The sequence below is a fragment of the Sphingobium sp. 3R8 genome, from assembly GCF_020166615.1.
Lineage (GTDB): Bacteria > Pseudomonadota > Alphaproteobacteria > Sphingomonadales > Sphingomonadaceae > Sphingobium > Sphingobium bisphenolicum.
On sequence record NZ_JAIQXR010000002.1, the window covers coordinates 286,914 to 310,682 of the forward strand.

The 23,769-nt window shown below is 66.0% G+C and carries 20 protein-coding genes; 8 read left to right on the forward strand and 12 right to left on the reverse strand.

Annotated features, from left to right (window positions below; all coding sequences use genetic code 11):
* Window positions 1–25: 25 nt before the first annotated feature.
* Together leuS and K9B33_RS03400 are read right to left on the reverse strand one after the other, a co-directional pair.
* Window positions 26–2,554 (reverse strand): leucine--tRNA ligase, encoded by a 2,529-nt coding sequence (leuS, locus tag K9B33_RS03395; protein WP_224546660.1) that lies wholly within the window; start codon window positions 2,552–2,554, stop codon window positions 26–28.
* 100 nt (window positions 2,555–2,654) lie between these two features.
* Window positions 2,655–3,101: a DUF3576 domain-containing protein gene (locus tag K9B33_RS03400; RefSeq protein WP_224546662.1), complete on the reverse strand. Its 447-nt coding sequence runs from the start codon at window positions 3,099–3,101 to the stop codon at window positions 2,655–2,657.
* A 256-nt stretch (window positions 3,102–3,357) separates the two neighbouring features.
* Between K9B33_RS03400 and K9B33_RS03405 the strand changes: the two genes are divergently transcribed.
* A complete protein-coding gene (locus K9B33_RS03405; protein WP_224546664.1) occupies window positions 3,358–4,086 on the forward strand; it encodes a hypothetical protein in 729 nt (242 codons plus the stop codon).
* A gap of 106 nt (window positions 4,087–4,192) precedes the next feature.
* Here K9B33_RS03405 and K9B33_RS03410 read toward each other — a convergent pair whose 3' ends face one another.
* From K9B33_RS03410 to K9B33_RS03420, 3 genes are all read right to left on the reverse strand, one after another.
* Entirely contained in the window at window positions 4,193–5,128 is a 936-nt protein-coding gene (locus tag K9B33_RS03410) for a 2-hydroxyacid dehydrogenase (RefSeq protein WP_224546665.1), read from the reverse strand.
* 3 nt (window positions 5,129–5,131) lie between these two features.
* Window positions 5,132–6,457, reverse strand: coding sequence for a cystathionine gamma-synthase family protein (locus K9B33_RS03415; RefSeq protein ID WP_224546666.1), 1,326 nt, complete (start codon window positions 6,455–6,457; stop codon window positions 5,132–5,134).
* Window positions 6,458–6,594: 137 nt separating this feature from the next.
* Window positions 6,595–6,792, reverse strand: a complete 198-nt coding sequence (locus K9B33_RS03420) for a hypothetical protein (RefSeq protein ID WP_224546668.1) — start codon at window positions 6,790–6,792, stop codon at window positions 6,595–6,597.
* Between the two features lie 157 nt (window positions 6,793–6,949).
* On the opposite strand from K9B33_RS03420, the gene K9B33_RS03425 reads away from it, so the two are divergent.
* Window positions 6,950–9,373, forward strand: coding sequence for a ligase-associated DNA damage response DEXH box helicase (locus K9B33_RS03425; RefSeq protein WP_224546730.1), 2,424 nt, complete (start codon window positions 6,950–6,952; stop codon window positions 9,371–9,373).
* Here the strand turns inward: K9B33_RS03425 and K9B33_RS03430 are convergent.
* The 3 genes from K9B33_RS03430 to gyrB all read right to left on the reverse strand — a co-directional run bounded on the left by K9B33_RS03430 (window position 9,370) and on the right by gyrB (window position 13,069).
* Window positions 9,370–9,900, reverse strand: a complete 531-nt coding sequence (locus tag K9B33_RS03430; RefSeq protein ID WP_224546669.1) for a COG3650 family protein — start codon at window positions 9,898–9,900, stop codon at window positions 9,370–9,372. The two genes, K9B33_RS03425 and K9B33_RS03430, sit on opposite strands and share 4 nt — an antisense overlap.
* On the reverse strand, window positions 9,897–10,457 hold the full coding sequence (locus K9B33_RS03435; RefSeq protein WP_224546671.1) for a DNA-3-methyladenine glycosylase I: 561 nt from the start codon (window positions 10,455–10,457) through the stop codon (window positions 9,897–9,899). Before K9B33_RS03435 ends, K9B33_RS03430 begins: the two co-directional genes overlap by 4 nt.
* Before the next feature lie 95 nt (window positions 10,458–10,552).
* Complete coding sequence (gene gyrB, locus K9B33_RS03440) at window positions 10,553–13,069, reverse strand: DNA topoisomerase (ATP-hydrolyzing) subunit B (RefSeq protein WP_224546673.1); 2,517 nt, start codon at window positions 13,067–13,069, stop codon at window positions 10,553–10,555.
* Window positions 13,070–13,155: 86 nt separating this feature from the next.
* Between gyrB and K9B33_RS03445 the strand changes: the two genes are divergently transcribed.
* The gene (locus K9B33_RS03445; protein ID WP_224546675.1) at window positions 13,156–13,650 is read left to right on the forward strand and encodes a hypothetical protein; all 495 of its coding nucleotides are present in this window, start codon (window positions 13,156–13,158) and stop codon (window positions 13,648–13,650) included.
* On the opposite strand, the gene K9B33_RS03450 is transcribed toward K9B33_RS03445, so the two are convergent.
* Together K9B33_RS03450 and K9B33_RS03455 are read right to left on the reverse strand one after the other, a co-directional pair.
* The gene (locus tag K9B33_RS03450) at window positions 13,647–14,153 is read right to left on the reverse strand and encodes a DUF1993 family protein (RefSeq protein ID WP_224546677.1); all 507 of its coding nucleotides are present in this window, start codon (window positions 14,151–14,153) and stop codon (window positions 13,647–13,649) included. The genes K9B33_RS03445 and K9B33_RS03450 overlap by 4 nt on opposite strands.
* Window positions 14,154–14,272: 119 nt before the next feature.
* Window positions 14,273–14,884, reverse strand: coding sequence for a YczE/YyaS/YitT family protein (locus K9B33_RS03455; protein WP_224546678.1), 612 nt, complete (start codon window positions 14,882–14,884; stop codon window positions 14,273–14,275).
* Window positions 14,885–14,974: 90 nt separating this feature from the next.
* Here K9B33_RS03455 and K9B33_RS03460 point away from each other — a divergent pair, with 90 nt between their 5' ends.
* Window positions 14,975–16,438, forward strand: coding sequence for a PLP-dependent aminotransferase family protein (locus K9B33_RS03460; protein ID WP_224546680.1), 1,464 nt, complete (start codon window positions 14,975–14,977; stop codon window positions 16,436–16,438).
* 122 nt (window positions 16,439–16,560) lie between these two features.
* On the opposite strand, the gene ppa is transcribed toward K9B33_RS03460, so the two are convergent.
* Window positions 16,561–17,103 (reverse strand): inorganic diphosphatase, encoded by a 543-nt coding sequence (gene ppa / locus K9B33_RS03465; RefSeq protein ID WP_224546682.1) that lies wholly within the window; start codon window positions 17,101–17,103, stop codon window positions 16,561–16,563.
* Between the two features lie 37 nt (window positions 17,104–17,140).
* Window positions 17,141–19,060, reverse strand: coding sequence for a M61 family metallopeptidase (locus K9B33_RS03470; protein ID WP_224546684.1), 1,920 nt, complete (start codon window positions 19,058–19,060; stop codon window positions 17,141–17,143).
* Window positions 19,061–19,202: 142 nt separating this feature from the next.
* On the opposite strand from K9B33_RS03470, the gene hisS reads away from it, so the two are divergent.
* The 4 genes from hisS (at window position 19,203) to K9B33_RS03490 (ending at window position 23,694) form a co-directional block, all read left to right on the forward strand.
* Complete coding sequence (gene hisS, locus K9B33_RS03475; protein WP_224546685.1) at window positions 19,203–20,465, forward strand: histidine--tRNA ligase; 1,263 nt, start codon at window positions 19,203–19,205, stop codon at window positions 20,463–20,465.
* Window positions 20,465–21,559 (forward strand): peptide chain release factor 1, encoded by a 1,095-nt coding sequence (gene prfA / locus K9B33_RS03480; protein ID WP_390902368.1) that lies wholly within the window; start codon window positions 20,465–20,467, stop codon window positions 21,557–21,559. Before hisS ends, prfA begins: the two co-directional genes overlap by 1 nt.
* A 13-nt stretch (window positions 21,560–21,572) precedes the next feature.
* Window positions 21,573–22,403, forward strand: coding sequence for a peptide chain release factor N(5)-glutamine methyltransferase (prmC, locus tag K9B33_RS03485; RefSeq protein WP_224546734.1), 831 nt, complete (start codon window positions 21,573–21,575; stop codon window positions 22,401–22,403).
* 310 nt (window positions 22,404–22,713) lie between these two features.
* A complete protein-coding gene (locus K9B33_RS03490) occupies window positions 22,714–23,694 on the forward strand; it encodes a DUF4167 domain-containing protein (protein WP_224546687.1) in 981 nt (326 codons plus the stop codon).
* Window positions 23,695–23,769: the final 75 nt, after the last annotated feature.

Consider the following 23,769-nt stretch of genomic DNA (forward strand, 5'->3'; position numbering starts at 1 on the left):
GCCCCTTCCTGCCTTCAAGGCCGTTTTAGAAGACGATATTCACCAGCCGGTCGGGCACGACGATGATCTTCTTGGGCGTGGCCCCGTCCAGCGTGCGGATGACGTTGGGCGCGGCCAGCGCCAGCCGTTCCAGTTCGTCCTTCGGCGTCCCCTTGGGCACGGTGATGGTGTCGCGCAGCTTGCCCATCACCTGGCAGGCGATGGTGACTTCGTCGTCCACCAGCAGCGCCGGATCGACCGGCGGCCAGGCGGCGTCGGCGATCAGGCCGTTTCCGTGCATCTCTGCCCAGCCCTCTTCGGCCAGATGCGGGGTCATCGGCGCGACCAGCAGCGCAAGGCCACGGATCGCGGCGGTGCGCGACGCGGACGGCTTGGCCTTCTCGATCGCGTTGACCAGTTCGTAGATTTTGGCGACGGCCTTGTTGAAGCCCAGCGCCTCGATATCCCGGGCGACGCCATCGACGGTCTGGTGCAGCTTGCGATCCAGCGCCTTGTCGGCGCCTTCCGCCGACGCGTCATATTCGCCGAACAGCCGCCACACGCGGTTGACGAAGCGCCACGATCCCTCGATTCCTGCCTCGGTCCAGGGCAGGTCGCGCTCGGGCGGGCTGTCGGACAGCATGAACCAGCGCACCGCGTCCGCGCCATATTGGGCGATGATGTTGTCGGGATCGACGACATTCTTCTTGGACTTGGACATTTTGATGACCCGGCCGACCTCGACCGGCGCAGCGTCGGCGATCAGCGTCGCGCCCTCGGACGTCCTGTCGATCTCGCCGGGTGCGAAATAGACGGGGGGCAGCCCCTCGCCCTGCTCGCGGCTATAGGTCTCGTGCGTCACCATGCCCTGCGTGAACAGGCCGGTGAACGGCTCGGCGAAACCCAATTGCCCCATATGCTGGAGCGCGCGGGTCCAGAAGCGGGCGTAGAGCAAGTGCAGGATCGCATGTTCCACGCCGCCGATATATTGGCCGACCGGCAGCCATTTCTCGACCGTCTCCCGATCGAACGGCTTGTCGGATGGCTGGCTGGCGAAGCGGATGAAATACCAGCTTGAATCGGCGAAGGTGTCGAGCGTATCGGTTTCGCGCACCGCCGGTTGGCCGCAGGACGGGCAATCGACATGCTTCCAGGTCGGATGGCGATCGAGCGGATTGCCGGGAATGTCGAACGTGACATCGTCGGGCAGCACGACCGGCAACTGGTCCTTGGGCACGCCCACCGGGCCGCAGGCCTCGCAATGGATGACCGGGATCGGCGTGCCCCAGTAACGCTGGCGCGATACGCCCCAGTCGCGCAGGCGGAACACGGTCTTGCCCGCGCCCCAGCCTTCCGATTCGGCGCGGCGAATGACCTCGGCCTTCGCCTCGTCCACGGTCATGCCGTCGAGGAAGCGGGAGTTCACCAGGCGGCCCGGCGCACTATAGGCTTCGTTATGGATCGGGGCCTGCTCGTCGCCCTCGGCCGCGACCACGCGCTCGACGGGGAGCATATATTTGCGCGCAAAGTCGAGGTCGCGCTGGTCGTGCGCGGGCACGCCCATGACCGCGCCGGTGCCATAGTCCATCAGCACGAAATTGGCGATGAAGACCGGCAGGTGCCAGTCGGGATCGAACGGATGCGCGACGGTCAGGCCGGTGTCGAAACCCAGCTTCTCCGCCGTTTCCAGTTCGGCCGCGGTGGTGCCGCCCGCCTTGCATTGATCGATGAAGGCGACCGCTTGCGGGTTGTTCGCGGCGACGGCCTGCGCGATCGGGTGGTCGGCGGCGATCGCGACGAAGCTGGCCCCGAAAATCGTGTCGGGCCGGGTCGAATAGACCTCGATCCGGCTGTCGAACGGCGCGACCGGTTCGAAATGGAATTGCAAACCGACCGATTTGCCGATCCAGTTTTCCTGCATCAGCTTCACCTTGTCAGGCCACTGGTCCAGCGTGGCGAGGCCCGCCACCAGATCGTCGGCGAACTGGGTGATCTTCAGGAACCATTGGCTCAGCTTGCGCTTCTCGACCAGCGCGCCCGATCGCCAGCCGCGCCCGTCGATCACCTGCTCGTTGGCCAGCACGGTCATGTCGACCGGGTCCCAATTGACCGCCGATTCCTTGCGATAGACCAGGCCCGCTTCCAGCATGTCCAGGAACAGCGCCTGTTCATGGCCATAATAGTCCGGCTCGCAGGTGGCGAGTTCGCGGCTCCAGTCGATCGCGAAGCCCAGCTTCTTCAACTGCGCGCGCATCTTGGCGATGTTGGACCGCGTCCATTCGCCCGGATGGACCTTCTTTTCCATCGCCGCATTTTCGGCCGGCATGCCAAAGGCGTCCCAGCCCATCGGATGCAGCACTTCATGCCCCGTCATCCGGCGGAATCGCGCCAGCACGTCGCCCATCGAATAGTTGCGGACATGGCCGATATGGATGCGCCCCGACGGATAGGGGAACATCTCCAGCACATAGCTGCGCGGCTTGGGCGACGCATCGTCGGCCTTGAAGCTCTGCTGCTCGTCCCAGGTCGCCTGCCAGCGGGCGTCGGCCTCAAGCGGGTTGAAGCGCCTTTGCATGTCATGTCCTTACAAATGCGATCGGGCTGGACCTTTCCAAGCCCAGCCCCGACAGATCAGAAAAATGGGGCGCCGCGCCTGCGCCGCCCGAATCGGTGGGTCAGCCGATCGCCATGCGGCGCAGGTCGCGCGCCTTGGTCAGGATCACTTCCTCCAGCTTCTGCACGGTGGCCGCGGCGACCGGGGCGTCGACCCACTGGCCGCCCTGGTTGACCTGGCGGCTGGCCGCGACGCGCAGCGCGTCGGCGCGCAGATCCTGGTCCAGGATCGACACGGTCAGCTTCATCCGTTCATTGGGGCTGTTGGGATTGGCGTACCAGTCGGTGACGATCACGCCGCCGTTCGAATCGGTCTGCACCATCGGCATGAAGGACAGGGTGTCGAGCGAGGCGCGCCATAGATAGGCGTTGACGCCGATCGTCGTGACCTTCGATGCGGCGAGGTCGGCCTTGGGCCGGTCCTTGGCGCCGCCACCGCAAGCGGCCAGCGGAAGGAGCGCGGCCAGCAGCAGGCCGGCGGTTGCAGAAGCGGGAAGGCGGCGGACCATCAGGCATGTCCTAGCATGAAAAGACGACAAAAACTGACCGCTTCTATAGTGGTCGTGCGGCGCGGGGCAAGGGGGCGCGACCGCGCACGCGACGGGATGCGTGATCGCGCGCGCTGGTAACGCTCCCGTTCGGAGGCCGACGCCTGTGTGTTCCATGCAACAGCTCGGACAAAAAGGCGTTCTGCCCCTAGTCAGTGGAGGCTTTGCGGGTGTAGAGCGTTACGCAAGACATATCGGCGGGGAAAAGAATCGGGTCATGCGTGTGAACAGGGGATATTTGGCAGGAACGGGCGCGGCACTGGCCGTCGCTGGCTTCATGCTGTCTCCCGCTTTCGGCGCGGCGACCGATCTGATGCGGCTGCGTGCGGAAGCGCCCGTGTCGCTGGGCGATCTGGGCAGCATCTCCTCCTTCACCCCCACCATCAAGGACCCGCGTCTTGCCGCGGCCTATGCGAAGATCGCGGCGTCGGCGGGTCGGCAGGGTTTTCGTTTCACCCCGACCAGCGGCTCGCAGAGCGGCCAGCGTTCGATCACCGTCATGGTGCGCGCGGCCGGTGACGACCGGGTGGCGGTGAACCGCGCGATCGATGCGATCGACATCAAGCCGGTGGCGTTCAGCCTGAACGGCGCGCATAACTGGCGCAAGTTCGCCCTGCCCGACGCGGTGGGCCGCAAGGCGCTGGACCCGGTGCCGGTCGAAACCATGGTCGATGCGAAGAATTTCTCGCTGGATGACGGCAAGAAGGATCGGTTCAGCACCAAGGTGCTGCTCGAAAGCCGCCGCGAACCCGGCGCGACCGTACGCAATCCGTCGGCGGACAAGGATTATTCGCTCGATCTCGCCAGCTCCTATTCGCTGACGCGCAACCTGAACGTCACCGCCGGCGTGCGCTACAATAATAGCGTGGCGGGTCGCCTGACCCCGATGACCGATGAGCGGCAGGACAGCCAGGCCGTTTACCTGGGCACCATCTTCAAATTCTGATGCGCTGACGGTCCGTCGATCGTCTTCCCGTTCATCTGATTGCTTTGCGAGTTCGTTGATTCGGCCGTGCTGCGCCTTTCGCCTTGTCGTTTCGATCGATTCGGCGTCACCCGTGCCCGGTCACGGGCGATGGCAGCGGTTCGCCGGCGAAATGGGCGGCCAGATTGGCCATCAGCGCCTGCGCCATCCGGCCCACTGCCTCATGCGTCGCGCCGCCGCTATGCGGGGTCAGCACCAGATGGGGCATATTGGCCCAGCGTGACGGATCGGTCGGTTCAGGGTCGAACACGTCGAGCGCTGCGCCGCCCAGCCGCCCCTTCCGCAACGCGACGACCAGCGCCGCCTCATCCACCAATTGTCCGCGTCCGACATTGACCAGCAATCCGTCCGGGCCCAGCGCGTCCATGATCCGGGCATCGATCATGCCGCGATTATCCGCATCGGCGCGTGCGGCGACCAGCAGGATGTCGCTGTCTCGGGCCAGAGTCTCCAGCGTGTCGGCGCGGGGCCAGGGCAGGTCGGGCTTGGGCCGTGGCCCCCACCAGCCGATGCGCATCTTCATCGCCGCAGCCCGTTCGGCCGCCGCCTGGCCGATCGCGCCCATGCCGACGATCCCCAGCCGTGCGCCGCGCATCGACCGGGTGATCATCTTGGCCGCGGCGGTCCAGCCGCCGCCACGCACCTGGCGGTCGCCGTCCACGATCCGCCGGCGATGCGCCAGCATCAGGGCGATCGCATGGTCGGCGACATCCTCCGCATTGACATTGCCGGCATGGGCGACGGCGATGCCCCGCTGCCGCGCCAGCCCCAGATCGACACCATCATAGCCCACGGTGAAGCAGGCGATGAGGCGCAGCCGCGGCATCGCGTCGATCAAGTCGCGGCCGAGTGGAAATTCGCCCGCCCAGACCAGCGCATCCACTGCGGACAGCCGATCCGGCGCGGGCGCATCCCACAAGGCGATGACGTCATGATCCGCCTCCAGCAGCGGCAGCAGCGGCGCCAGATGCGGCTGGCCCAGCAACAGCAAGGGGCGGGTCATGGCTCAGCCGACCTGCCGCAACGCCTGGGCGAAATCGGCGATCAGGTCGTCGGCATCCTCGCAGCCGATCGAGATGCGGACCATATTGTCGCCGATCGCCAGCGCCTTCTTGCGCTCGGCCGGCACGGACAGATGGGTCATGGCGGCGGGATGACTGGCGAGCGTCTCGGTCCCGCCCAGGCTGACCGCCAGCTTGGCGATCTTGAGCGCGTCGAGAAAGGCGAAGGCCTCCGCCTCGCCGCCCTTGAGGTAGAGCGAGAAGGTCGATCCCGCGCCGGTGCAATGGCGGCGATAGATGTCCGCCTGCCGCTCGGTTTCGGGAAAGCCCAGATAGACCACCTTCTCCACCTGCGGCTGGTCCTTGAGCCAGGCGCAGACTTTCTCCGCATTCTCGCCCGCCCGGCTCATGCGCAATTCCAGCGTCTCCAGCGATCGCAGCAGCATCCAGGCGCTATGGGGATCGAGGATCGTGCCGATCGTGTTGCGCATCAACCGGATGGTGGTGATCAGCGCGTTGGAGCCCAGCACCCCGCCCGCGACGAGGTCGCTATGCCCGCCGGCATATTTGGTCAGGCTGTAGATGACGAGGTCAGCGCCATGGGCGAGCGGCTTGTGCCACAGCGGCCCCAGGAACGTATTGTCGATCGCGATCGGCGGGACATGCGCTTCCCCGGCGAACAGCGAGTCGCGCCGCGCGACCACCGCTTCCACGTCGACAAGCACGTTGGTCGGGTTGGCCGGGCTTTCCAGATAGAGCAGGGCGACGCGGCCCAGACCCCTGGCCTTCTCGATCACCGCGCCGATTTCTTCTTCGGTCGCGCCGGCCGGAAAATCGAGCCACTGCACCCCGAATTTGCCCAATATGCGGCCGATCAGCGATTCGGTCGCGGCATAGAGCGGCGCCGAATGGACGATCACGTCGCCGGGCTGCACCAGCGCCAGCAATGTGGTGGCGATGGCCGACATGCCGCTGGAAAAGAGCAGCGCATCTTCCGCCTCTTCCCACACCGACAGGCGATCCTCGCAAATCTCCTGATTGGGGCCGTTGAAGCGGGAATAGACCAGCCCTTCCGACCCGCCGGGACGAATGCCGGTCACGCCCTCGAAATGGCGCTTGCCGGCCGCGGCGCTTTCGAAGGCGAAGGTGGAGGTCAGGAAGATGGGCGGCTTGAGCGACCCCTCCGACAGGGTCGGATCATAGCCATGGCCCATCATCAGCGTGGCAGGCTTCAGCTTGCGGCCGTCGATCTCCATGATCGGGGCCTTGGGGCGGCGGCGGTTGCGCGGGGCTTCCACGCCGGTCAGGTCGGCTTCGGTTTCGCCGGTCATATCATATCTCCTGCTGGCGGCGTCTGATGCGCCGCTGTCGTGGCGGGAGTGTAACGCAGGGCGGCGGCGGAGGGCCAGAGGGGCGCGTAAGATTATTTCTTGCCGTTATATGATTATTCCGTGTGCCCCGCGGCGATTCAGGCGACCAGCCCCTCTTCGACCTCGATATCGACCGGCGACTCATCCTGTACGACCGGATGATGCGGCGTGCAGAGACGACCGACATTCAACGTCTCGGCATAAAAGCCCCACCATTGGGTCCAGAAGGCGGCAGGCATGAACCAGATGTCGAAAAAGACGTCCGGCATCGGCTCTGTGTGGATAGTCTTGGTCATGGCCACTCTCCATGCGCTATGCTGCGCAACAGACTATACGCTTGATCCTGTAGGGCGTTGCGCGGTCCTGAAGGAAGAGGCGCAATCTACCATGGCCGAAACCTCGTGGCAAAGCGCGGAGCGTGACAGCGGGACCATGGCTCCCTACATCCCCCTGATGCCGCTCGCCCTCCCCGCCATCATTGGACGCTGGTTCGCGTCGCGCGGCTGGCGACCGCGGCGGCACCAGATGGACATGCTGGGGGCGGCGCAGCGGGGCGACCATGCTTTGCTGGTCGCGCCGACCGGCGCGGGCAAGACGCTGGCCGGATTCCTGCCCAGCCTCGCCGATCTGATCGCCCATCCGACCGACCGGTTGCATACTCTCTATGTCTCGCCCCTGAAGGCGCTCGCGGTCGATGTGCGGCGCAACCTCCTGACCCCGATCGAGGAGATGGGGCTTCCCATCAGCGTGGCGACGCGCACCGGCGACACGCCGTCCGATCGCAAGGCGCGGCAGCGCGTCCGTCCGCCGCAGATATTGCTGACCACGCCCGAATCGCTGTCGCTGCTGCTCAGCTATCCCGACGCGGCCTTGCTCTTTTCCGACCTGCGGACCGTGATCGTCGATGAAGTCCATGCCTTCGCCACGCAGAAGCGAGGCGACCTGCTCAGCCTGTCGATGGCGCGGTTGCAGGCGATCAACCCGGCGCTGCGCCGCGTCGCCCTGTCCGCCACGGTCGCCGATGTCGACGCCTATCGCGCCTGGCTCGCACCCGATGGCGATATCGACAGGGTGACGCCGGTGATGGGCGAAGCGGGCGCGGAGCCGAACGTCGCCATCCTGATCCCCGAAGGCCGCGTCCCCTGGTCGGGCCATTCGGGCAAATATGCCGCGAAACAGGTGATGGCGGAGATAGAGGCGCGGCAGACGACGCTGGTCTTCTGCAATACGCGCGGCCTCGCCGAACTCATCTTCCAGGAACTCTGGTCCGCCAATGACGCCAACCTGCCGATCGCCATCCACCATGGCAGCCTGTCGATCGAGGCGCGGCGCAAGGTCGAATCGGCGATGGCGGCGGGGAAGCTGCGCGCGTTGGTGGCGACGGCCTCGCTCGATCTTGGCGTCGACTGGGGCAATGTCGATTGCGTGATCCAGATGGGCGCGCCCAAGGGATCGTCACGCCTGCTCCAGCGGATCGGCCGCGCCAATCACCGGCTGGATCAGGCGAGCGAGGCGATCCTGATTCCGGGGAACCGCTTCGAATATCTGGAGGCGCGCGCCGCCCTCGATGCCGTCGAGGCGGGCGAGCGCGACGCCGACGATTTCCGCGCCGGCAGCCTGGATGTGCTGGCCCAGCATGTGATGGGCCTGGCCTGCGCCGGGCCGTTCCGGGCGGAGGATCTGCTGGACGAGCTGCGATCCGCCACGCCCTATAGCGGGCTGACCGCCGAAGCCTTCGACCATGTCCTGCATTTCATCGAGGGCGGCGGCTATGCGCTGCGCGCCTATGACCGGTTCAAGCGGCTGACGCAGGACGATGATGGCCAGGGCAATGTGCTTTGGCGCGTGTCCCACCCGCGCTTCATCCAGCAGCATCGGCTCAATGCCGGCATCATCGTCGACCAGCCGGCGCTCGCCGTTCGCTTCGCCAACGGGCGCAAGCTGGGCACGGTCGAGGAAGGCTTCGCGGCGCAGCTACGCCCCGGCGACAGTTTCTTCTTCTCCGGCATGGCGCTGGAGGTGGTGCGGATGGACACGTCCGACCTCACGGTCCGGGCGACATCGAAGCAGGCGCGCATTCCCAGTTGGGGCGGCACCCGCATGGCGATGTCCACCCGCCTCGCCGACCGGGTGCGGCATTTCCTGGCGGCGCCGCAGGAATGGCATCGCTTTCCATCCGATGTACGCGAATGGCTGGAGATGCAGAAGCTGCGCTCCGCCCTGCCCCAGCCCGGCCAGCTCCTGATCGAAACCTTCCCGCATGAAGGGCGCCATTATCTCGTCTGCTACAGTTTCGAGGGCTGGAATGCGCACCAGTCGCTCGGCATGTTGCTGACCCGGCGGATGGAGAGCCAGGGGCTGATGCCCCTGGGTTTCGTCTCCAACGACTATGCGCTGGCGGTCTATGGACTGAAGCCCGTGACGGATCCGAAGAGCCTGTTTTCCGCCGATATCCTCGACCATGAATTTATCGACTGGGTCGAGCAGTCGAGCCTCCTGAAGCGCGCCTTTCGCGATGTGGCGGTGATTTCGGGCCTGATCGAGCGCCAGCATCCGGGCAAGCGCAAGACCGGGCGGCAGGTGACCTTCTCGACCGACCTTATCTATGACGTGCTGCGCAAATATCAGCCCGACCATCTGCTCCTGAAGGCCGCCTGGGCCGATGCGCGCGCGCGGATGACCGATGTCGGGCGGCTGGGCGACCTGATCGACCGGGCGGCGACGACGATGCTCCATGTCACGCTGGAACGGGTCAGTCCGCTCGCCGTGCCGGTGCTGATCCTGATCGGACGCGAACATGTGGCGCAATCGGCGGCCGAGGATGCGCTGCTGATGGAGGCGGAAGCGCTGGTGGCCGAAGCGATGCGCGCGGATTAAGGCGCGTCGTCGCCCCCGTCCCGTTCGCCCCCATCCCGTTCGCCGCCGCAGCCTTTCAGCGTCCCCTCGCCGAACGCCACCTGCACCCGGTCGGACCAGACCGCATCGCTCATGCCGTCGCTGCACGGTCCTTGCGTCAGCGTCATGGCAAAGCCGTCGCCCTGATAGCGGATAGCCTTGTCGTCCGTCTCCACCCGCACGGAAAAGCGCTGCGGCGCATGGTCCGGCCGTTCCAGCGTAGCGGCCGATCCGCGGACAGTGACCGCCCAGAAAGGCTCGGTGCCGATCGCGCGATAAGCGGGTGCGACGGGGCGTGGCGATGATGTTCCACGTGAAACCAAAGGCTTGGGCAGTGCGGCGGTCGGCGGAGGCGGGGCCGCCGTCATCGCCTCATGCACGACGCCGCCCTTGTCGATCGGCACCGCGATCGCCTTGGCCGGCACCGGCTGCGTCTGATTCGCGACCGGCTCCCCGTCCCCGCACCCGCCGAGCAGGGCGACGGGCAGCAGCAGGCGCGCCGCCTTCATGGCCGCAGCGCGTCGCGGCGGAAGCAGGAGACGGCATGGTCGTTGACCAGGCCGGTCGCCTGCATCCACGCATAAGCGATGGTCGGGCCGACGAATTTGAAACCGCGCGCTTTCAAATCCTTCGAGATAGCAACCGATAGCGAGGTCTGCGCCAGGACGGTCACCCCGTCCCCCTGCAACGGCACCCCATCGACGAAGGACCAGGCATAGGCGGAAAAATCCTCGCCCGCGTCCCGCATCGCGCAGAAGATGCGCGCGCCCGCGATCGTCGCGACGATCTTGGCCCGCGCCCGGACGATGCCGGGGTCGCCCATCAGCCGTTCGACATCCGCATCGGTGAAGGCCGCGACCTTGTCCGGGTCGAAGCCGGCAAAGGCGGCGCGGAATGTCTCGCGCTTGCGCAGGATGGTGATCCAGGACAGGCCAGCCTGGAATCCCGCCAGCATCAGCATTTCCCAGAGCATCCGCGAATCGCGTTCCGGCACGCCCCATTCATCGTCATGATAGGCGCAATAAAGCGGGTCGGTCCCGGCCCAGCCGCAGCGGACCCGCTCCATCACAGATTCTTCATGCGCTGCAACGCGCATGTCGCCGCACCAGCCCACCCAGGCAGGGAGGCCGGGTGGAGGCGTGGGCTGGCGCCGCGATCAAATCAAACGTCCAGATTGGCGACGTTCAGCGCATTGTCCTGGATGAATTCGCGCCGCGGCTCGACCACGTCGCCCATCAGCCGGGTGAAGATTTCGTCGGCGACGTCGGCCTGCTCGACCTCCACGCGCAACATCGAGCGATTGTCCGGGTCCAGCGTGGTTTCCCACAGTTGTTCCGCGTTCATCTCGCCCAGCCCCTTGTAGCGCTGGATCGCCAGTCCCTTGCGGCCCGCGGTCAGGATCGCGTCGAGCAGCTCGCTCGGTCGCGTCACCATCGCGCCCTTGGTCGGTGCGGCGGGCAGGTCATCGTCATTCGCCTCGGCGGCCAGCGCCTTGACCGTGATCAGGCGGCTGGGTGTCAGATAGCTGCCGGCATCTTCGGCGGCGATGCTGTGCAGCTTGCGCGCTTCGGCCGATCCGACGAAGCCGCCCTCGATCACATGATGGTCGGTGACGCCGCGCCACAGGCGCTGGAAGTGGAAGCCGCCCTCTTCCGCGACGCTGCCGGTCCAGCGGCCCTCGGCATCCTGCGCGCCCATCCAGGCGACGGTCGCGGCCAGACGCTCGGCCTGGGTGCCCTGATCCAGCTCGGGATCGAGCGCGCCATTGAGGCTCAGCGCCTCGATGATCGCGGGATTGTAGCGGCGCGGCACATAGCGCATCACCGCGCGCATCCGGCGGGCATGTTCGATCAGGCTGCGCAGATCCTCGCCGGTGCGCGGTCCCTTGCCGGTTTCCAGCGCCATCGACTCGACGCCATTGTCGACCAGATATTGCTCCAGCGCGGCTTCATTCTTCAGATAGACTTCGGACCGGCCGCGCGTCGCCTTGTAGAGCGGCGGCTGGGCGATATAGAGATGCCCGCCCTCGATGATCTGCGGCATCTGCCGATAGAAGAAGGTCAGCAGCAGCGTGCGGATATGCGCGCCGTCGACGTCCGCGTCGGTCATGATGACGATCTTGTGGTAGCGCAGCTTTTCCAGGTTGAAATCGTCGCGAATGCCCGTGCCCATCGCCTGGATCAGCGTGCCGACTTCCTTGGACGACAGCATCTTGTCGAACCGCGCGCGCTCGACGTTCAGGATCTTGCCCTTCAGCGGCAGGATCGCCTGATTATGCCGGTTGCGGCCCTGCTTGGCCGAACCGCCGGCCGAATCGCCTTCGACCAGGAAGAGTTCGGACTTGGCGGGGTCGCGCTCCTGGCAATCGGCCAGCTTGCCTGGCAGGCTTGCGATATCCAGCACGCCCTTGCGCCGGGTCAGCTCGCGCGCCTTCTTGGCGGCCTCGCGCGCGGCGGCGGCGTCGATCACCTTCTGCACGATCATCTTGCCGTGCGCGGGATTTTCCTCCAGCCATTCGGCCATCTTGTCGGCCATCAGGCTTTCGAGCGGCTGGCGCACTTCGGAACTGACCAGCTTGTCCTTGGTCTGCGAGCTGAATTTGGGATCGGGCAGCTTCACCGATACGATCGCGGTCAGGCCCTCGCGCATATCCTCGCCGGTCAGCGACACCTTCTCCTTCTTCAGCGCGCCCGACTTTTCCGCATAATTGTTGAGCGTGCGGGTCAGCGCCGCGCGGAACGCCGCCAGATGGGTGCCGCCGTCGCGCTGCGGGATGTTGTTGGTGAAGCAGAGGACGTTTTCATAATAAGAGTCGTTCCACTCCAGCGCGACGTCGATCGTCACGTCGTCGCGGGTGCCCGAAATCGCGATCGGCTCCGGCATCATCGCCGATTTGTTGCGGTCGAGATATTTGACGAAGGCCGCGATGCCGCCCTCATAATATAGCTCGATCTCCTTCGTCTCCTCATGACGCGCATCGACCAGGAACAGGCGCACGCCGCTGTTGAGGAAAGCCAGTTCGCGATAGCGATGCTCCAGCTTCTCGAAATCATATTCGGTATGGTTCTTGAACGTCGCGCCGTCGCCCGGCGCCTTCTCCATACTGGCCAGGAAGGTGACGCGCGTGCCCTTCTTGAGCGTCCCGTCTTCTTTGGCGGGCGCATCGCCGATCACCGCCAGCGGCGCGGTCGCATCGCCAAAGGCGAAGCGCATATAATGTTCCTTGCCGTCCCGCCAGATATTGAGGTCCAGCCATTCGGACAGCGCGTTGACCACCGACACGCCCACGCCATGCAGGCCGCCCGACACCTTATAGGCATTGTCGTCGCTGGTATTCTCGAACTTCCCGCCCGCGTGCAACTGGGTCATGATGACCTCAGCCGCCGACACGCCCTCTTCCGTGTGGATGCCGGTCGGAATGCCGCGCCCATTATCCTCGACGCTCACCGATCCGTCGGGATTCAGCGTGATGGTGATGCGGTCGCAATGCCCCGCCAGCGCTTCGTCGATCGCATTGTCCGAAACCTCGAACACCATGTGATGCAGGCCCGATCCATCGTCGGTGTCGCCGATATACATGCCGGGGCGCTTGCGCACCGCGTCCAGGCCTTTGAGCACCTTGATGCTGTCGGCGCCATATTCATTGCTGTTGGGGGTATTGACGGGTTCTTCGCTCATGCCGAGCATATAGGGAAAGCGGCCCCAAAACTAAAGCGAAACATGGCGGCTTCCGCTTGGGTCGGGCGCGGTCTATCACGGCGTTCATGCGCGTCGCCCCTCTCCTCCTTTTGCCCTTGCTGCTGCCGATTGGCGCCTGCTCGAAAAGCAACGACGTCTATGAGGAATTGCCCAACAGCTCGCTCGCCGGCGCGCCGCGCGCGGACGTGCCCGAAACCCGCATGGATGCGCCGGTCGCGCGGCCGGTGACGATCGGCGAGGACGGACCGCGGCTCGACGCCTGCGGCACGCTGGGACAGGTCAGCCGTGCCGGCCCCAACGGCCTGGGCCTCCATGCCGCGCCCTTCGGCGACGCGAAGAAACTGGGCCGACTGGCGGAGGGCCAGCGGGCCTACGTCTGCACCCGCAGCCTCGACCAGAAATGGCTGGGCGTCGTCGTCCTGCCCGCACCGGCGGCTGGCCAAGCGCCGCCGGCGGCCGACTGCGGCGTGGCGTCTCCCGTGGAACGCAAGCAGCCCTATGCCGGCCCCTGCGCCAGCGGCTGGGTCGCCAGCGCCTATGTGCGGCTGATCGCGGGTTAAATCCCGCCCAGAAAATCGATCTTGCCGACCGGCACGCCCGCCTGGCGCAGCAGCGCATAGGCCGTCGTCAGGTGGAAATAGAAATTGGGCAGGGCAAAGGTCAGCACATGGCTGCGCCCGGTGAAGGGAATCTCGCCACCCGGCACCTTGAGCACCACGGCGGCGTCCTCCCGCCCGTCGATCTTCTCGCGCGGCACCGCTTCCAGCAGAGCGATCGTTCTGGCGATGCGCGCCTGCAATTCCGCGAATGTCTGCTCGGTATCCGCCATCGCCACCGGCTCCAGCTCGCCCAGCCGCGTGACCGTGCCCTTGGCGGTGTCGCAGGCGAACTGCACCTGCGCGGTCAGCGGCTTCATGTCCGCGATCAGTTGCGCGCCGGTCAAAGTCGCCGGGTCGATGCCCCTTACGGCGGCAAAGGCGGCGCCCTTGTCGAGCAGTCCCGACAGCGCGGTCAGCCCGCGGACGAACAGCGGCACGGTCAGGTCATATAATGCGGTCGCCATGGCGCGCGTCCCTCTTCTCATTGGATGCCGGTATCGGCCCTGATCGCATAGATATGGCGGCCGCTGCCGGTATCAATGCCGTGGAGTTCAAACGGCATCGACCCGAAGCGCCGCCACCGTCACGCGCGCGCCGGACGCTCCGGCGCGGCGATGCGGAAAAAGGGCAACGCATGGTGGACGATCCAGCCGATCGTCGCGGCATAGAGGATGGTGCCCACGCCCACCGTGCCGCCCAGCAGCCAGCCGATCGCCAGCACGCCGATCTCGATCGCGGTGCGCACCCATTTGACCGGCCAGCCGGTGCGGCGGCACAGGCCCGTCATCAATCCGTCGCGCGGCCCCGGCCCCATCCCCGCGCCGATATAGGCGCCCCCGGCAATGCCGTTGAGGATGATCCCCGCGCCCAGCCACGCCGTGCGCACCCACAGGCCTTCGGGTGTCGGCAGCAGCATCAGCGACAGGTCCACCGCGGTCCCGATCACCAGGATGTTAGCGATCGTGCCGACCCCCGGTCGCTGCTTCAGCGGCCACCATAGCAACAGCACGAGCGCGCCGATCAGGTTGACGGTCATGCCGAAGCTCAGGCCCATCCGGGGCGCGAGTCCCTGATGCAGCACGTCCCACGGATCCAGCCCCAGATTGGCGCGCAGCATCAGCGCCATGGAAAAGCCGTAGAGGCCAAGGCCCCAGAAGAGTTGCCAAAAACGGAGGGCGTAGCGGTTGTACGTCATGGGGAGGCTTATTTCGCGCAACTGGCCTTTTCCAAAACAGCCAATTGCGGGTAAATGGCCTTGATCCATGGCCAGATTGGAATGCGCCCCATGTCCACTTCGCTTCTCCGCCCCCCGTCCCTGCTCCGCCTGCTCGGCGCCTGGCGCGCACAGGACAGCGCCGAACCGGCCTATCGCCAGTTGGCGCAGGCGCTGCGGATGCTGGTGCTGGACGGCCGGGTCGGCCTTAATGTCCGCCTGCCGGGCGAACGCGAACTGGCCGCGGCGCTGGGCCTCTCGCGCACCACCGTCGCCGCGGCCTTCGACCGGCTGCGCGACGAAGGCTATCTGGAAAGCCGGCAGGGGTCGGGCAGCGTCACCCGTATCCCGCCGGGCCGGGCCGAAACGACGCCGGGGGAGATCGACGCGACGACCGGCGGCAACCTGCTCAACTGGACCCATGCCGCCCTGCCCGCCGCGCCCGGCGTCGCGCGCGCCTATGCCCATGCGGTGGAGGCGCTGCCGGCCTATCTGGGCGACCTGGGCTATGATCCGCTGGGCATCATGGTGCTGCGCCGCGCGATCGCCGCCCATTATGAGCGGCGCGGCTGCCCCACCTCCCCGGACCAGATCATGGTCACCAACGGTGCGCAACAGGGCTTTTCGCTGCTGCTCAAATGGCTGGCCGGGCCGGGCGACCGGGTGGTGATCGACCATCCGACCTATCATAACGCCATCCAGGCGTTGCAGCGCGCCCATGTCGTGCCGGTGCCGGTCGGCCTGCCCATGCAGGGCTGGGACGTCGACGCGATGGAGGCCGCCTTCCGCCAGACCAGCCCCCGCTTCGCCTATGTCATCGCCGATTTCCACAATCCCACCGGGCGCAGCATGGATCCCGCCACCCGCCGCGCGCTGGTCGCGGCGGCGATGCGTACCCACACGCCGCTGATCGTCGACGAAACGATGGTGGCGATGGGGCTGGACTTCGCGCCGCCGCCGCCGGTCGCGATGCACGATCCGTCGGGGCGGCAGGTCATCACCCTGGGGTCGGCGAGCAAGATTTTCTGGGGCGGGCTCAGGGTGGGCTGGATTCGCGCCGATGTTCAGACGGTCGCGGCGCTCGGCCGTTTGCGCACAACGATGGACATGGCCAGCCCGGTGGTCGAACAGATCGCGGTCGCGCAACTGATCGACGCCGATGTGGGCTTGGGCGAACGGGCCGGCCTGCTGCGCGGGCGGCGCGACCATCTGCTGGGCCTCATCGCGCGGCGCCTGCCCCATTGGCGGGTGGAATCGCCCGCGGGCGGCCTGTCGCTCTGGGCCGAACTGCCCCGTGCGGAGGCGACCGCGCTGGCGGCATTGGCCGAAAGTCTGGGCGTCCGCATCGCCGCCGGCCCGCGCTTCGGCGTCAGCGGGGCGTTCGAACGCTTCCTGCGCCTGCCCTTCACCCTGCCCGAAGAGCAACTCGACATCGGCGTCGAGCGGCTGGTCGAGGCCGACGCCCGGCTCCATGCGCGCCTGCCCAAGGGCCGCGATTCGCTGGCCATGGCGCTGGACGCGGACCGGCTGATTTGAGCGGGCGCTTGCATTGAATGCTGCGTGTTCCCGCGAAGGCGGGAACACGGCATATATATGTATAACAGAAAGGCCGCGCGGAGTGATCCGCGCGGCCTTTTATGTCATTCGAAGAACAGACCTCAGTCCGCCTTCTTCGCTGCCTGATAGCGCGCGATCGCTTCCAGGGTGATCTGCTTGGCGTCCTCCGCCCCGCCCCAGGTGCCGATGCGCACCCACTTGGTCTTTTCCAGATCCTTATAGTGGGTGAAGAAATGCTCGATCTGCTCCATCACGATGCCGGGCAGGTCGTCCTTTTCGCTGATGTCGGCATAATAGGGGAAGGTCTTGTTGTCGGGGACGCAGACCAGCTTTTCGTCGCCGCCGGCTTCGTCTTCCAGGTTCAGCACCGCGATCGGGCGCGCGCGCACGACGGAGCCGGGAACGAAGGGCGAGCGGGCGATGACCAGCGCGTCCAGCGGATCGCCGTCGGGCGATAGCGTGTGCGGCACGAATCCGTAATTGGCCGGATAGCGCATCGGCGTGTGCAGGATGCGATCCACGAACAGCGCGCCGCTGGCCTTGTCGAATTCATATTTCACCGGTTCGCCGCCGACCGGCACTTCGATGATGACGTTCAGGCTGTTGGGCGGATCGTCGCCGACCGGGATCAGTTCGATGTTCATGGAAACGCCTTCTGCTTCATGTTGCGTTGCGGGTGAGTCACGTTCTGGCTTTGAGCAGCTTATCGAGACTGCCTTCACCCTCTCCTGTCTTTTCGAGGCGCGGATAGCGCAGCCCGCCCGAATAATCGAGTGTCAAAACACGATAGTATTTATCCTGCTTTAGGATGATCTGGATCGGCGTCTTGGCCTTGATCGCCGCTTTCCATGCGTCGCCCGAATATTCGTCGCCATTGACCGCAACGATCTTCGCGCCGGTCACAAGGCCCGCCTTGAACGCCGCGCTGTCCCAGATGACGCCGCTGACTTCGCCGTCATTCTTGACGATCGCGCCGATGCCGAAACTCTGGTCGACCATCTTGTTGGCACCCTCGGCCGCCTTGGTGATGGCGCCCGGTTCGTCGCCATAGACGAGGGAGTAGCCGCCCAGGATGAAGCCGCCCTTGGGCGTTTCCCTGGTGGGCGCATCCACATATTTCTGGAAGAAGCCCGCCCAGTCATAGGGCGCGATAGCGTTCAGCGTCTTGATGACGTCGCCGCGATTATAGACGACCTGACCCCAGTCGCCCGGATTGATGCCGAAGAAGGCCTTGGCGAAATCGTCCAGCCCCTTCCTGCCGCGGGTCGCCTTGGCGATGATCGCGTCGGCCTCCAGCCAGATCATCAGCCCTTCATTATAATAGTCCTCGGACCGCTGCCAGCTTGCCCAGCCCTTGGGCCGGCGGGCGGAGATGATGGGATCATGGGTAGTGTCCTCCATCGGGCGCCACTGGCGGCCGACCGCCGTGTCCAGCTTGGCCGCGATCTGGGCATAGGCGTCCAGCGTCTCCTGCTTGCTGAACATCCCCGACCGCGCGCCCAGCACATAGCCCCAGAATTGCGTCTGCCCTTCATAGACCCACAGAAGATTGTCCTGCATCGGCACGTTGAAGTCGGGCGTCCAGAGCAGGTCCGGGCGGCGGAACTTGCCGTCCCAGCTATGGGTGAATTCATGCGGCAACAGATTGCGGTCCAGCAGCGCCTCGCCCTTGTCCCAGCTCTTGAAATAGCCCGGTTCGACCTGGTTCTCGGACGAGCGATGATGCTCCAGGCCGATCCCGCCCATCTCGTCGGTGATGGCGAGCAGGAAGTCATAATGGTTGAAATGATAGGCGCCGAACAAGGCGCCGGCCTCCGCTACCAGCTTCTTGTGCTTGGCGATCTGTTCGGGCTTGTAATCCAGTTCGTCGGCATCGTCGGCGACCAGGTTCAGCGTGACGTTTTGCCCCAAGTCCACCGCCTTGAAATGGGTGCCGGCGAATACCGGCGAATCCTGCAACGCCTCATAGTCGATCGTCTCATAGGCGACGACATTGCCGCTCTTCGTCCCGCGCAGCGCGGTCGCGGCCTGCCAGCCGGCGGGATAGGTCACGGTCGGCTGGATCGGAATCTGGCGCGTATAATAGCCGGCCGGATAGAGCGACACGCTCTCCCACTGGATGTTCAGCATCTTGGGCGTCACGACGACGCGGCCCTGGGCGGGCTGGGTGGCGGACAGGAACTGGAACTGCGCCACGACTTCGGTCACACCCTGCGGCACGTCGAGATTGAAGGCATAGACGTTCAGCGGATCGCGCTTCCATGCCAGCGTCTGGCCATTGGCGGTGAAGGTCAGGCCCGTCAGCTTCTCGATCTGCCCGCGCGGGGCGTGATTGCCCGGCAGCCAGGCCGGCATCATCAGCGTCATCGGCCCGGCGGCGGCGACGGGGATCGTCTCCTTGACGCGGAAGATGCGCTGGACCGTGTCGGTCGCATCGACCTCCAGCTTGATGGTGCCGCCCGGATAGGGGATGTCCTTTGGTGCAGGTGCGGCGCTGTCGACGGGCAGGGCGGTCGGCTTGGACCGGATCGCGTCCTGGGCGAAGAGCGGGCTGGCGATGGCCGTCGAAAGGCAAAGGGCGGCAGCAATGCTGCGGATCATGGAGGTCTCCGAAAATGCAGATGGGCCGAACGGCCCGATTGCCCCTAGCATGGCGAGGGCGCGGCGCGTCGTCCACCCCCTGATGGCGGCCGGTAAAAAGCGCGTTTCCTTGGGGGTGATTTGCCGTTAAAGGCCCGGCCCCATGGCGAAGATAGAAACGCCGCGCCCGGTGCGCGGAACGCAGGACATGCTGGGCGGCACCACGGAGGCGTTTGCGGAACGCTTCGCGCATGTGGTCGCGACCTTCGACCGGGTGCGCAAGCTTTATGGCTTCCAGCGGGTCGAAGTGCCGGTGTTCGAATCCACCGCCGTCTTCGCCCGGTCGCTGGGTGAAAGCACCGACGTCGTCTCGAAGGAGATGTACACGTTCGAGGATCGCGGCGGCGACAGCATCACCCTGCGCCCCGAATTTACCGCCGGGATCAGCCGCGCCTATATCACCGAAGGCTGGCAGCAATATGCGCCGCTCAAAGTGGCGACCCACGGGCCTTTGTTTCGCTACGAACGCCCGCAAAAGGGCCGCTTCCGCCAGTTCCATCAGCTCGACGCCGAAATCATCGGCGCGGGCGAACCGGGCGCGGACGTGGAACTGCTGGTGCTGGCCGACCAGTTGCTCAAGGAACTGGGCGTCGCAGACGGCGTGACGCTCAATCTCAACACGCTGGGCGACGGGCCGAGCCGTGATGCCTGGCGCGCCGCGCTGATCGCCCATTTCGAGGCGCATCGCGACCAGTTGTCGGAAGACAGCGTCGAGCGGCTGGCGAAGAACCCGCTGCGCATCCTCGACAGCAAAGACCCGCGCGACCGCCCGGTCGCCGACAGCGCGCCCGACATCGACGCCTATCTGACCGACGAAGCGCGCAGCTTCTTCGAGAAGGTGACGGCGGGGCTGGATGCCGCAGGCGTGGCGTGGGAACGCAATGCCCGGCTGGTCCGCGGCCTCGACTATTATCGCCACACCGCGTTCGAATTCATCACCGACCGTCTGGGCGCACAGGGCACCGTGCTGGGCGGAGGGCGCTATGATGGCCTGATCGAAAATCTGGGCGGCCCCGCGACCCCTGCGGTCGGCTGGGCGGCAGGGATCGAGCGGCTGGCGATGCTGATGGATATGCCGGACATCGAGAAGCCCAGCGTGGTGCTGATTCCTATGGGCGAAGCGGCCGAAACGAAGGCGATCGGCATCGTCGCCGATCTGCGTCGCGCTGGCGTCGCCTGCGACATGGGCTATCGCGGCAATATGAAGAAGCGGATGCAGCGCGCTAATGCGTCTGGTGCGTCATGGGCGATCATATTGGGCGACGATGAACTGGCCCGCGGCGAAGCGTCGGTGCGGAATCTAGGCACGGGCCAGCAGCAGGCCGTCGCGCTGGACGCCCTGATCGGGACGGTGACGGCGCTCTGATGCACATCTCCCCCGAACGCATCGCGCAGATCGAGGCGCGCCGGGACGAGGTGCAGGCGTCGATGACGCGCGCCGACCTCGCGCCCGAAGCGTTCGTCAAACTGTCGAAGGAATATGCGGAGATCGAACCGGTCGCCCGCGCCGCGCATGAGGTGCGCCGCCTGCGGCAGGAACTGGCCGCGCTCGATGTCATGGCGGGCGGCGGCGGCGATCCCGACGCCGACCCCCTCATGCGCGAAATGGCGCAGGAGGAAATGCAGATCCTCAAAAGCCAGCTTCCGCAAGCCGAACGCGCGCTGGCGCTGCAATTGCTCCCCCGCGACGCCGCCGACGCCCGCCCCGCCATGCTGGAAATCCGCGCCGGCACCGGCGGCGACGAAGCGGCGCTGTTCGCCGGCGACCTGTTCCGCATGTATCAGCGCTATGCCGACACCCAGGGCTGGAAGATGGAGCTGATGTCGGCCAATGCGTCCGAAGTCGGCGGCTTCAAGGAAGTGGTGGCCAGCATCAATGGCGTCGGCGTCTTCGCCAAGCTGAAGTTCGAAAGCGGCGTCCACCGCGTCCAGCGCGTCCCTGCGACCGAAAGCGGCGGGCGCATCCACACCAGCGCGGCGACCGTCGCCATCCTGCCGGAACCCGAGGAAGTCGATGTGCAGATCGCCGATGGCGACCTCAAGATCGACATCTACCGCGCATCGGGCGCGGGCGGTCAGCACGTCAACACCACCGATTCGGCCGTGCGCATCACCCATCTGCCGACCGGCACCGTCGTCATCCAGCAGGACGAACGCTCGCAGCACAAAAATAAGGCGAAGGCGATGCAGGTGCTGCGCGCCCGCCTCTACGAAGCCGAGCGCGAGCGCACCCAGAGCGAACAGGCCGGCGCACGCAAGGCGATGGTGGGATCGGGCGACCGCTCCGAACGCATCCGCACCTATAATTTCCCGCAGGGCCGCGTCACCGACCACCGCATCAACCTGACCCTGCACCGCCTGCCCGAGATTCTCGAAGGCCCGGGCCTCGCCGACGTCATCGACGCGCTGGTCGCGGAAGATGAAGCGGCAAGGCTGGCGCAACTGGACGGGGTGTCTTGATCCCTTTGCCCGCATGACGATCGAGGGCGTGGCAGACGCGCTCCGTGCAGCCACTGTCCAACTCGCCGTCGCCAGCGACACGGCCCGGCTCGACGCCGAACTGCTGATGGCCCATGCGCTGGGCCTGTCGCGGGGTGACATGCTGCTGCGCCAGCGCGACCTCGGCATCCCCGACACCTTCCCCGCGCTGCTGGACCGACGCCTGTCGGGCGAACCGATCGCCCATATCACCGGCACCCGCGATTTCTGGACGATCAGCCTGTCCGTCACGCCCGACACGCTGATCCCCCGACACGACAGCGAAACGCTGATCGAGGCGGCGGTCGATCATTTCGCAACCCAATCGCCCGCCACGATCCTCGACCTGGGCACCGGCTCCGGCGCGCTGCTGCTGGCGGCGCTGGCGCAATGGCCCGGCGCGCAGGGGCTCGGCATAGACGCTTCCCCACCCGCGCTCGCGGTGGCGCAGGGCAATGCGATGCGACTGGGCATGGCCGACCGCGCCGTTTTCCGCTTGGGCGACTGGGCGCAGGATGTGGAAAGCCCGTTCGACCTGCTGCTCATCAACCCGCCCTATATCGTCGCCGACCTGCCGCTTTCCGGCGACGTGCTGCGCGAACCGGCCAGCGCGCTGTTCGCGGGCGCCGATGGCCTGGACGATTATCGCCGCATCGCGCCCGATTTGCTGCGGCTGATCGCGCCGGGCGGCATGGCCGCGATCGAGATCGGCCATGACCAGGCGGCCAGCGTCACCGCGCTGCTGAAGGAAAGGGGGCTGGCCGTCGCCTTGCGGCGCGACCTCGCCGGGCACGACCGCTGCCTGATCGTGACAAACCCAGGTTAGAAATGGTCGATTTACCATCGGGCAAGCGAAAATTGCTTGGTTTATCGCGCGAAAGCCACTACATCAGCGTCAGGGACGGCTCTATCTTGTGACATGGTCGCTTAGATCGTTGATAGAAAAGGCCGTTTTCCCGCTCCTTAAAGTCATGACGGCGCATGCTGCGCAGCGCCGCTGGCAGTCGGGGTAATGATCCGGGAAGGATCATGCCGTGGCGGAGCCGTATCCGGCCTGAAGGACAGGCCGTGCTTGGGGATGGCGACTGAACAGTGTTTTCAGTGAATGATATCATAGCGAACGCAAGGATCATGTCTTGATCAACAACCGGCAGGCCGGCCGCCGCAATCGCGGCCGGAACAATAATAACAACGGACGTCCCAACGGCAATAATCGGGGCGGTGGCGACAACGGTAATCGCATCGACAACCGCGCCCGCGGCAATGCGACCCAGCTTCTTGAGAAATACAAGAATATGGCCCGCGACGCCCAGATGGCGGGCGACCGGGTGAATGCCGAATATTATCTCCAGTTCGCCGATCATTATTTCCGCGTGCTCGCCGACAACCGCGCCCGCCAGGAGGAGCAGAACCCCCGGCAGCGCACCCGCGACGAGAATTTCGACCAGGATGGCGACGATTTCGACGGCGGCTACGATGGCGTCGACGATTTCCGCAGCGACCAGCAGCACGCCTATGATCGTACCCCGCGGGAGCAGGCCCCCCGTGAACAAAATGGGCGGGACCAGAGCCAGCGTGAACAGGGCCAGCGTGAACAGGGCCAGCGTGAACAGGGTCAGCGCGACCAGCAGGCCCCGCGTGACCAGCAGGATCGCCGGTCTGAGCGTCAGGACGATCGCGAAGCCCGCGAGCCGCGCGACAATCGCGACTATCGGGAACCCCGCGACAATCGCGAGCCGCGCGAACCCCGCGAGGCGCGCGCCGGCAATGTCCGTCGCGACCGTCCCCGCCGCGATCGCTTCAATGCCGACGGCGATGCCCCGGTGCAGCAGGAAATGGGCGTAGAAGGCCCGGCGGGCAATCCCGCTACGGAAGCCCCGCGCCAGCAGCCGGTCGTCCAGACCGCACCCGAAGCGGCCGCGCCCGAAGCCGAGGCCCCGCGCCCCCGTCGCGGTCGCCCGCGCAAGGTCGTGGCTGAAGCGGAAGCGAGCGAAGGGCTGGACCTGGCGGTGCTGCCGCCCTCGATCGCCCGCGCCGACAATGACGCCGAAGTGGCCGAGGAAGCGCCCAAGAAGCGCACCCGTCGCGCCCGCCCGGCGACCGAAGCCGCCGAATAAGCGCTCGATAGCGAAAAAATCAGGGGACGGCGCCGCAACGCGCCGTCCCCTTTTTCATGTCCCTGTCTTTTCTTG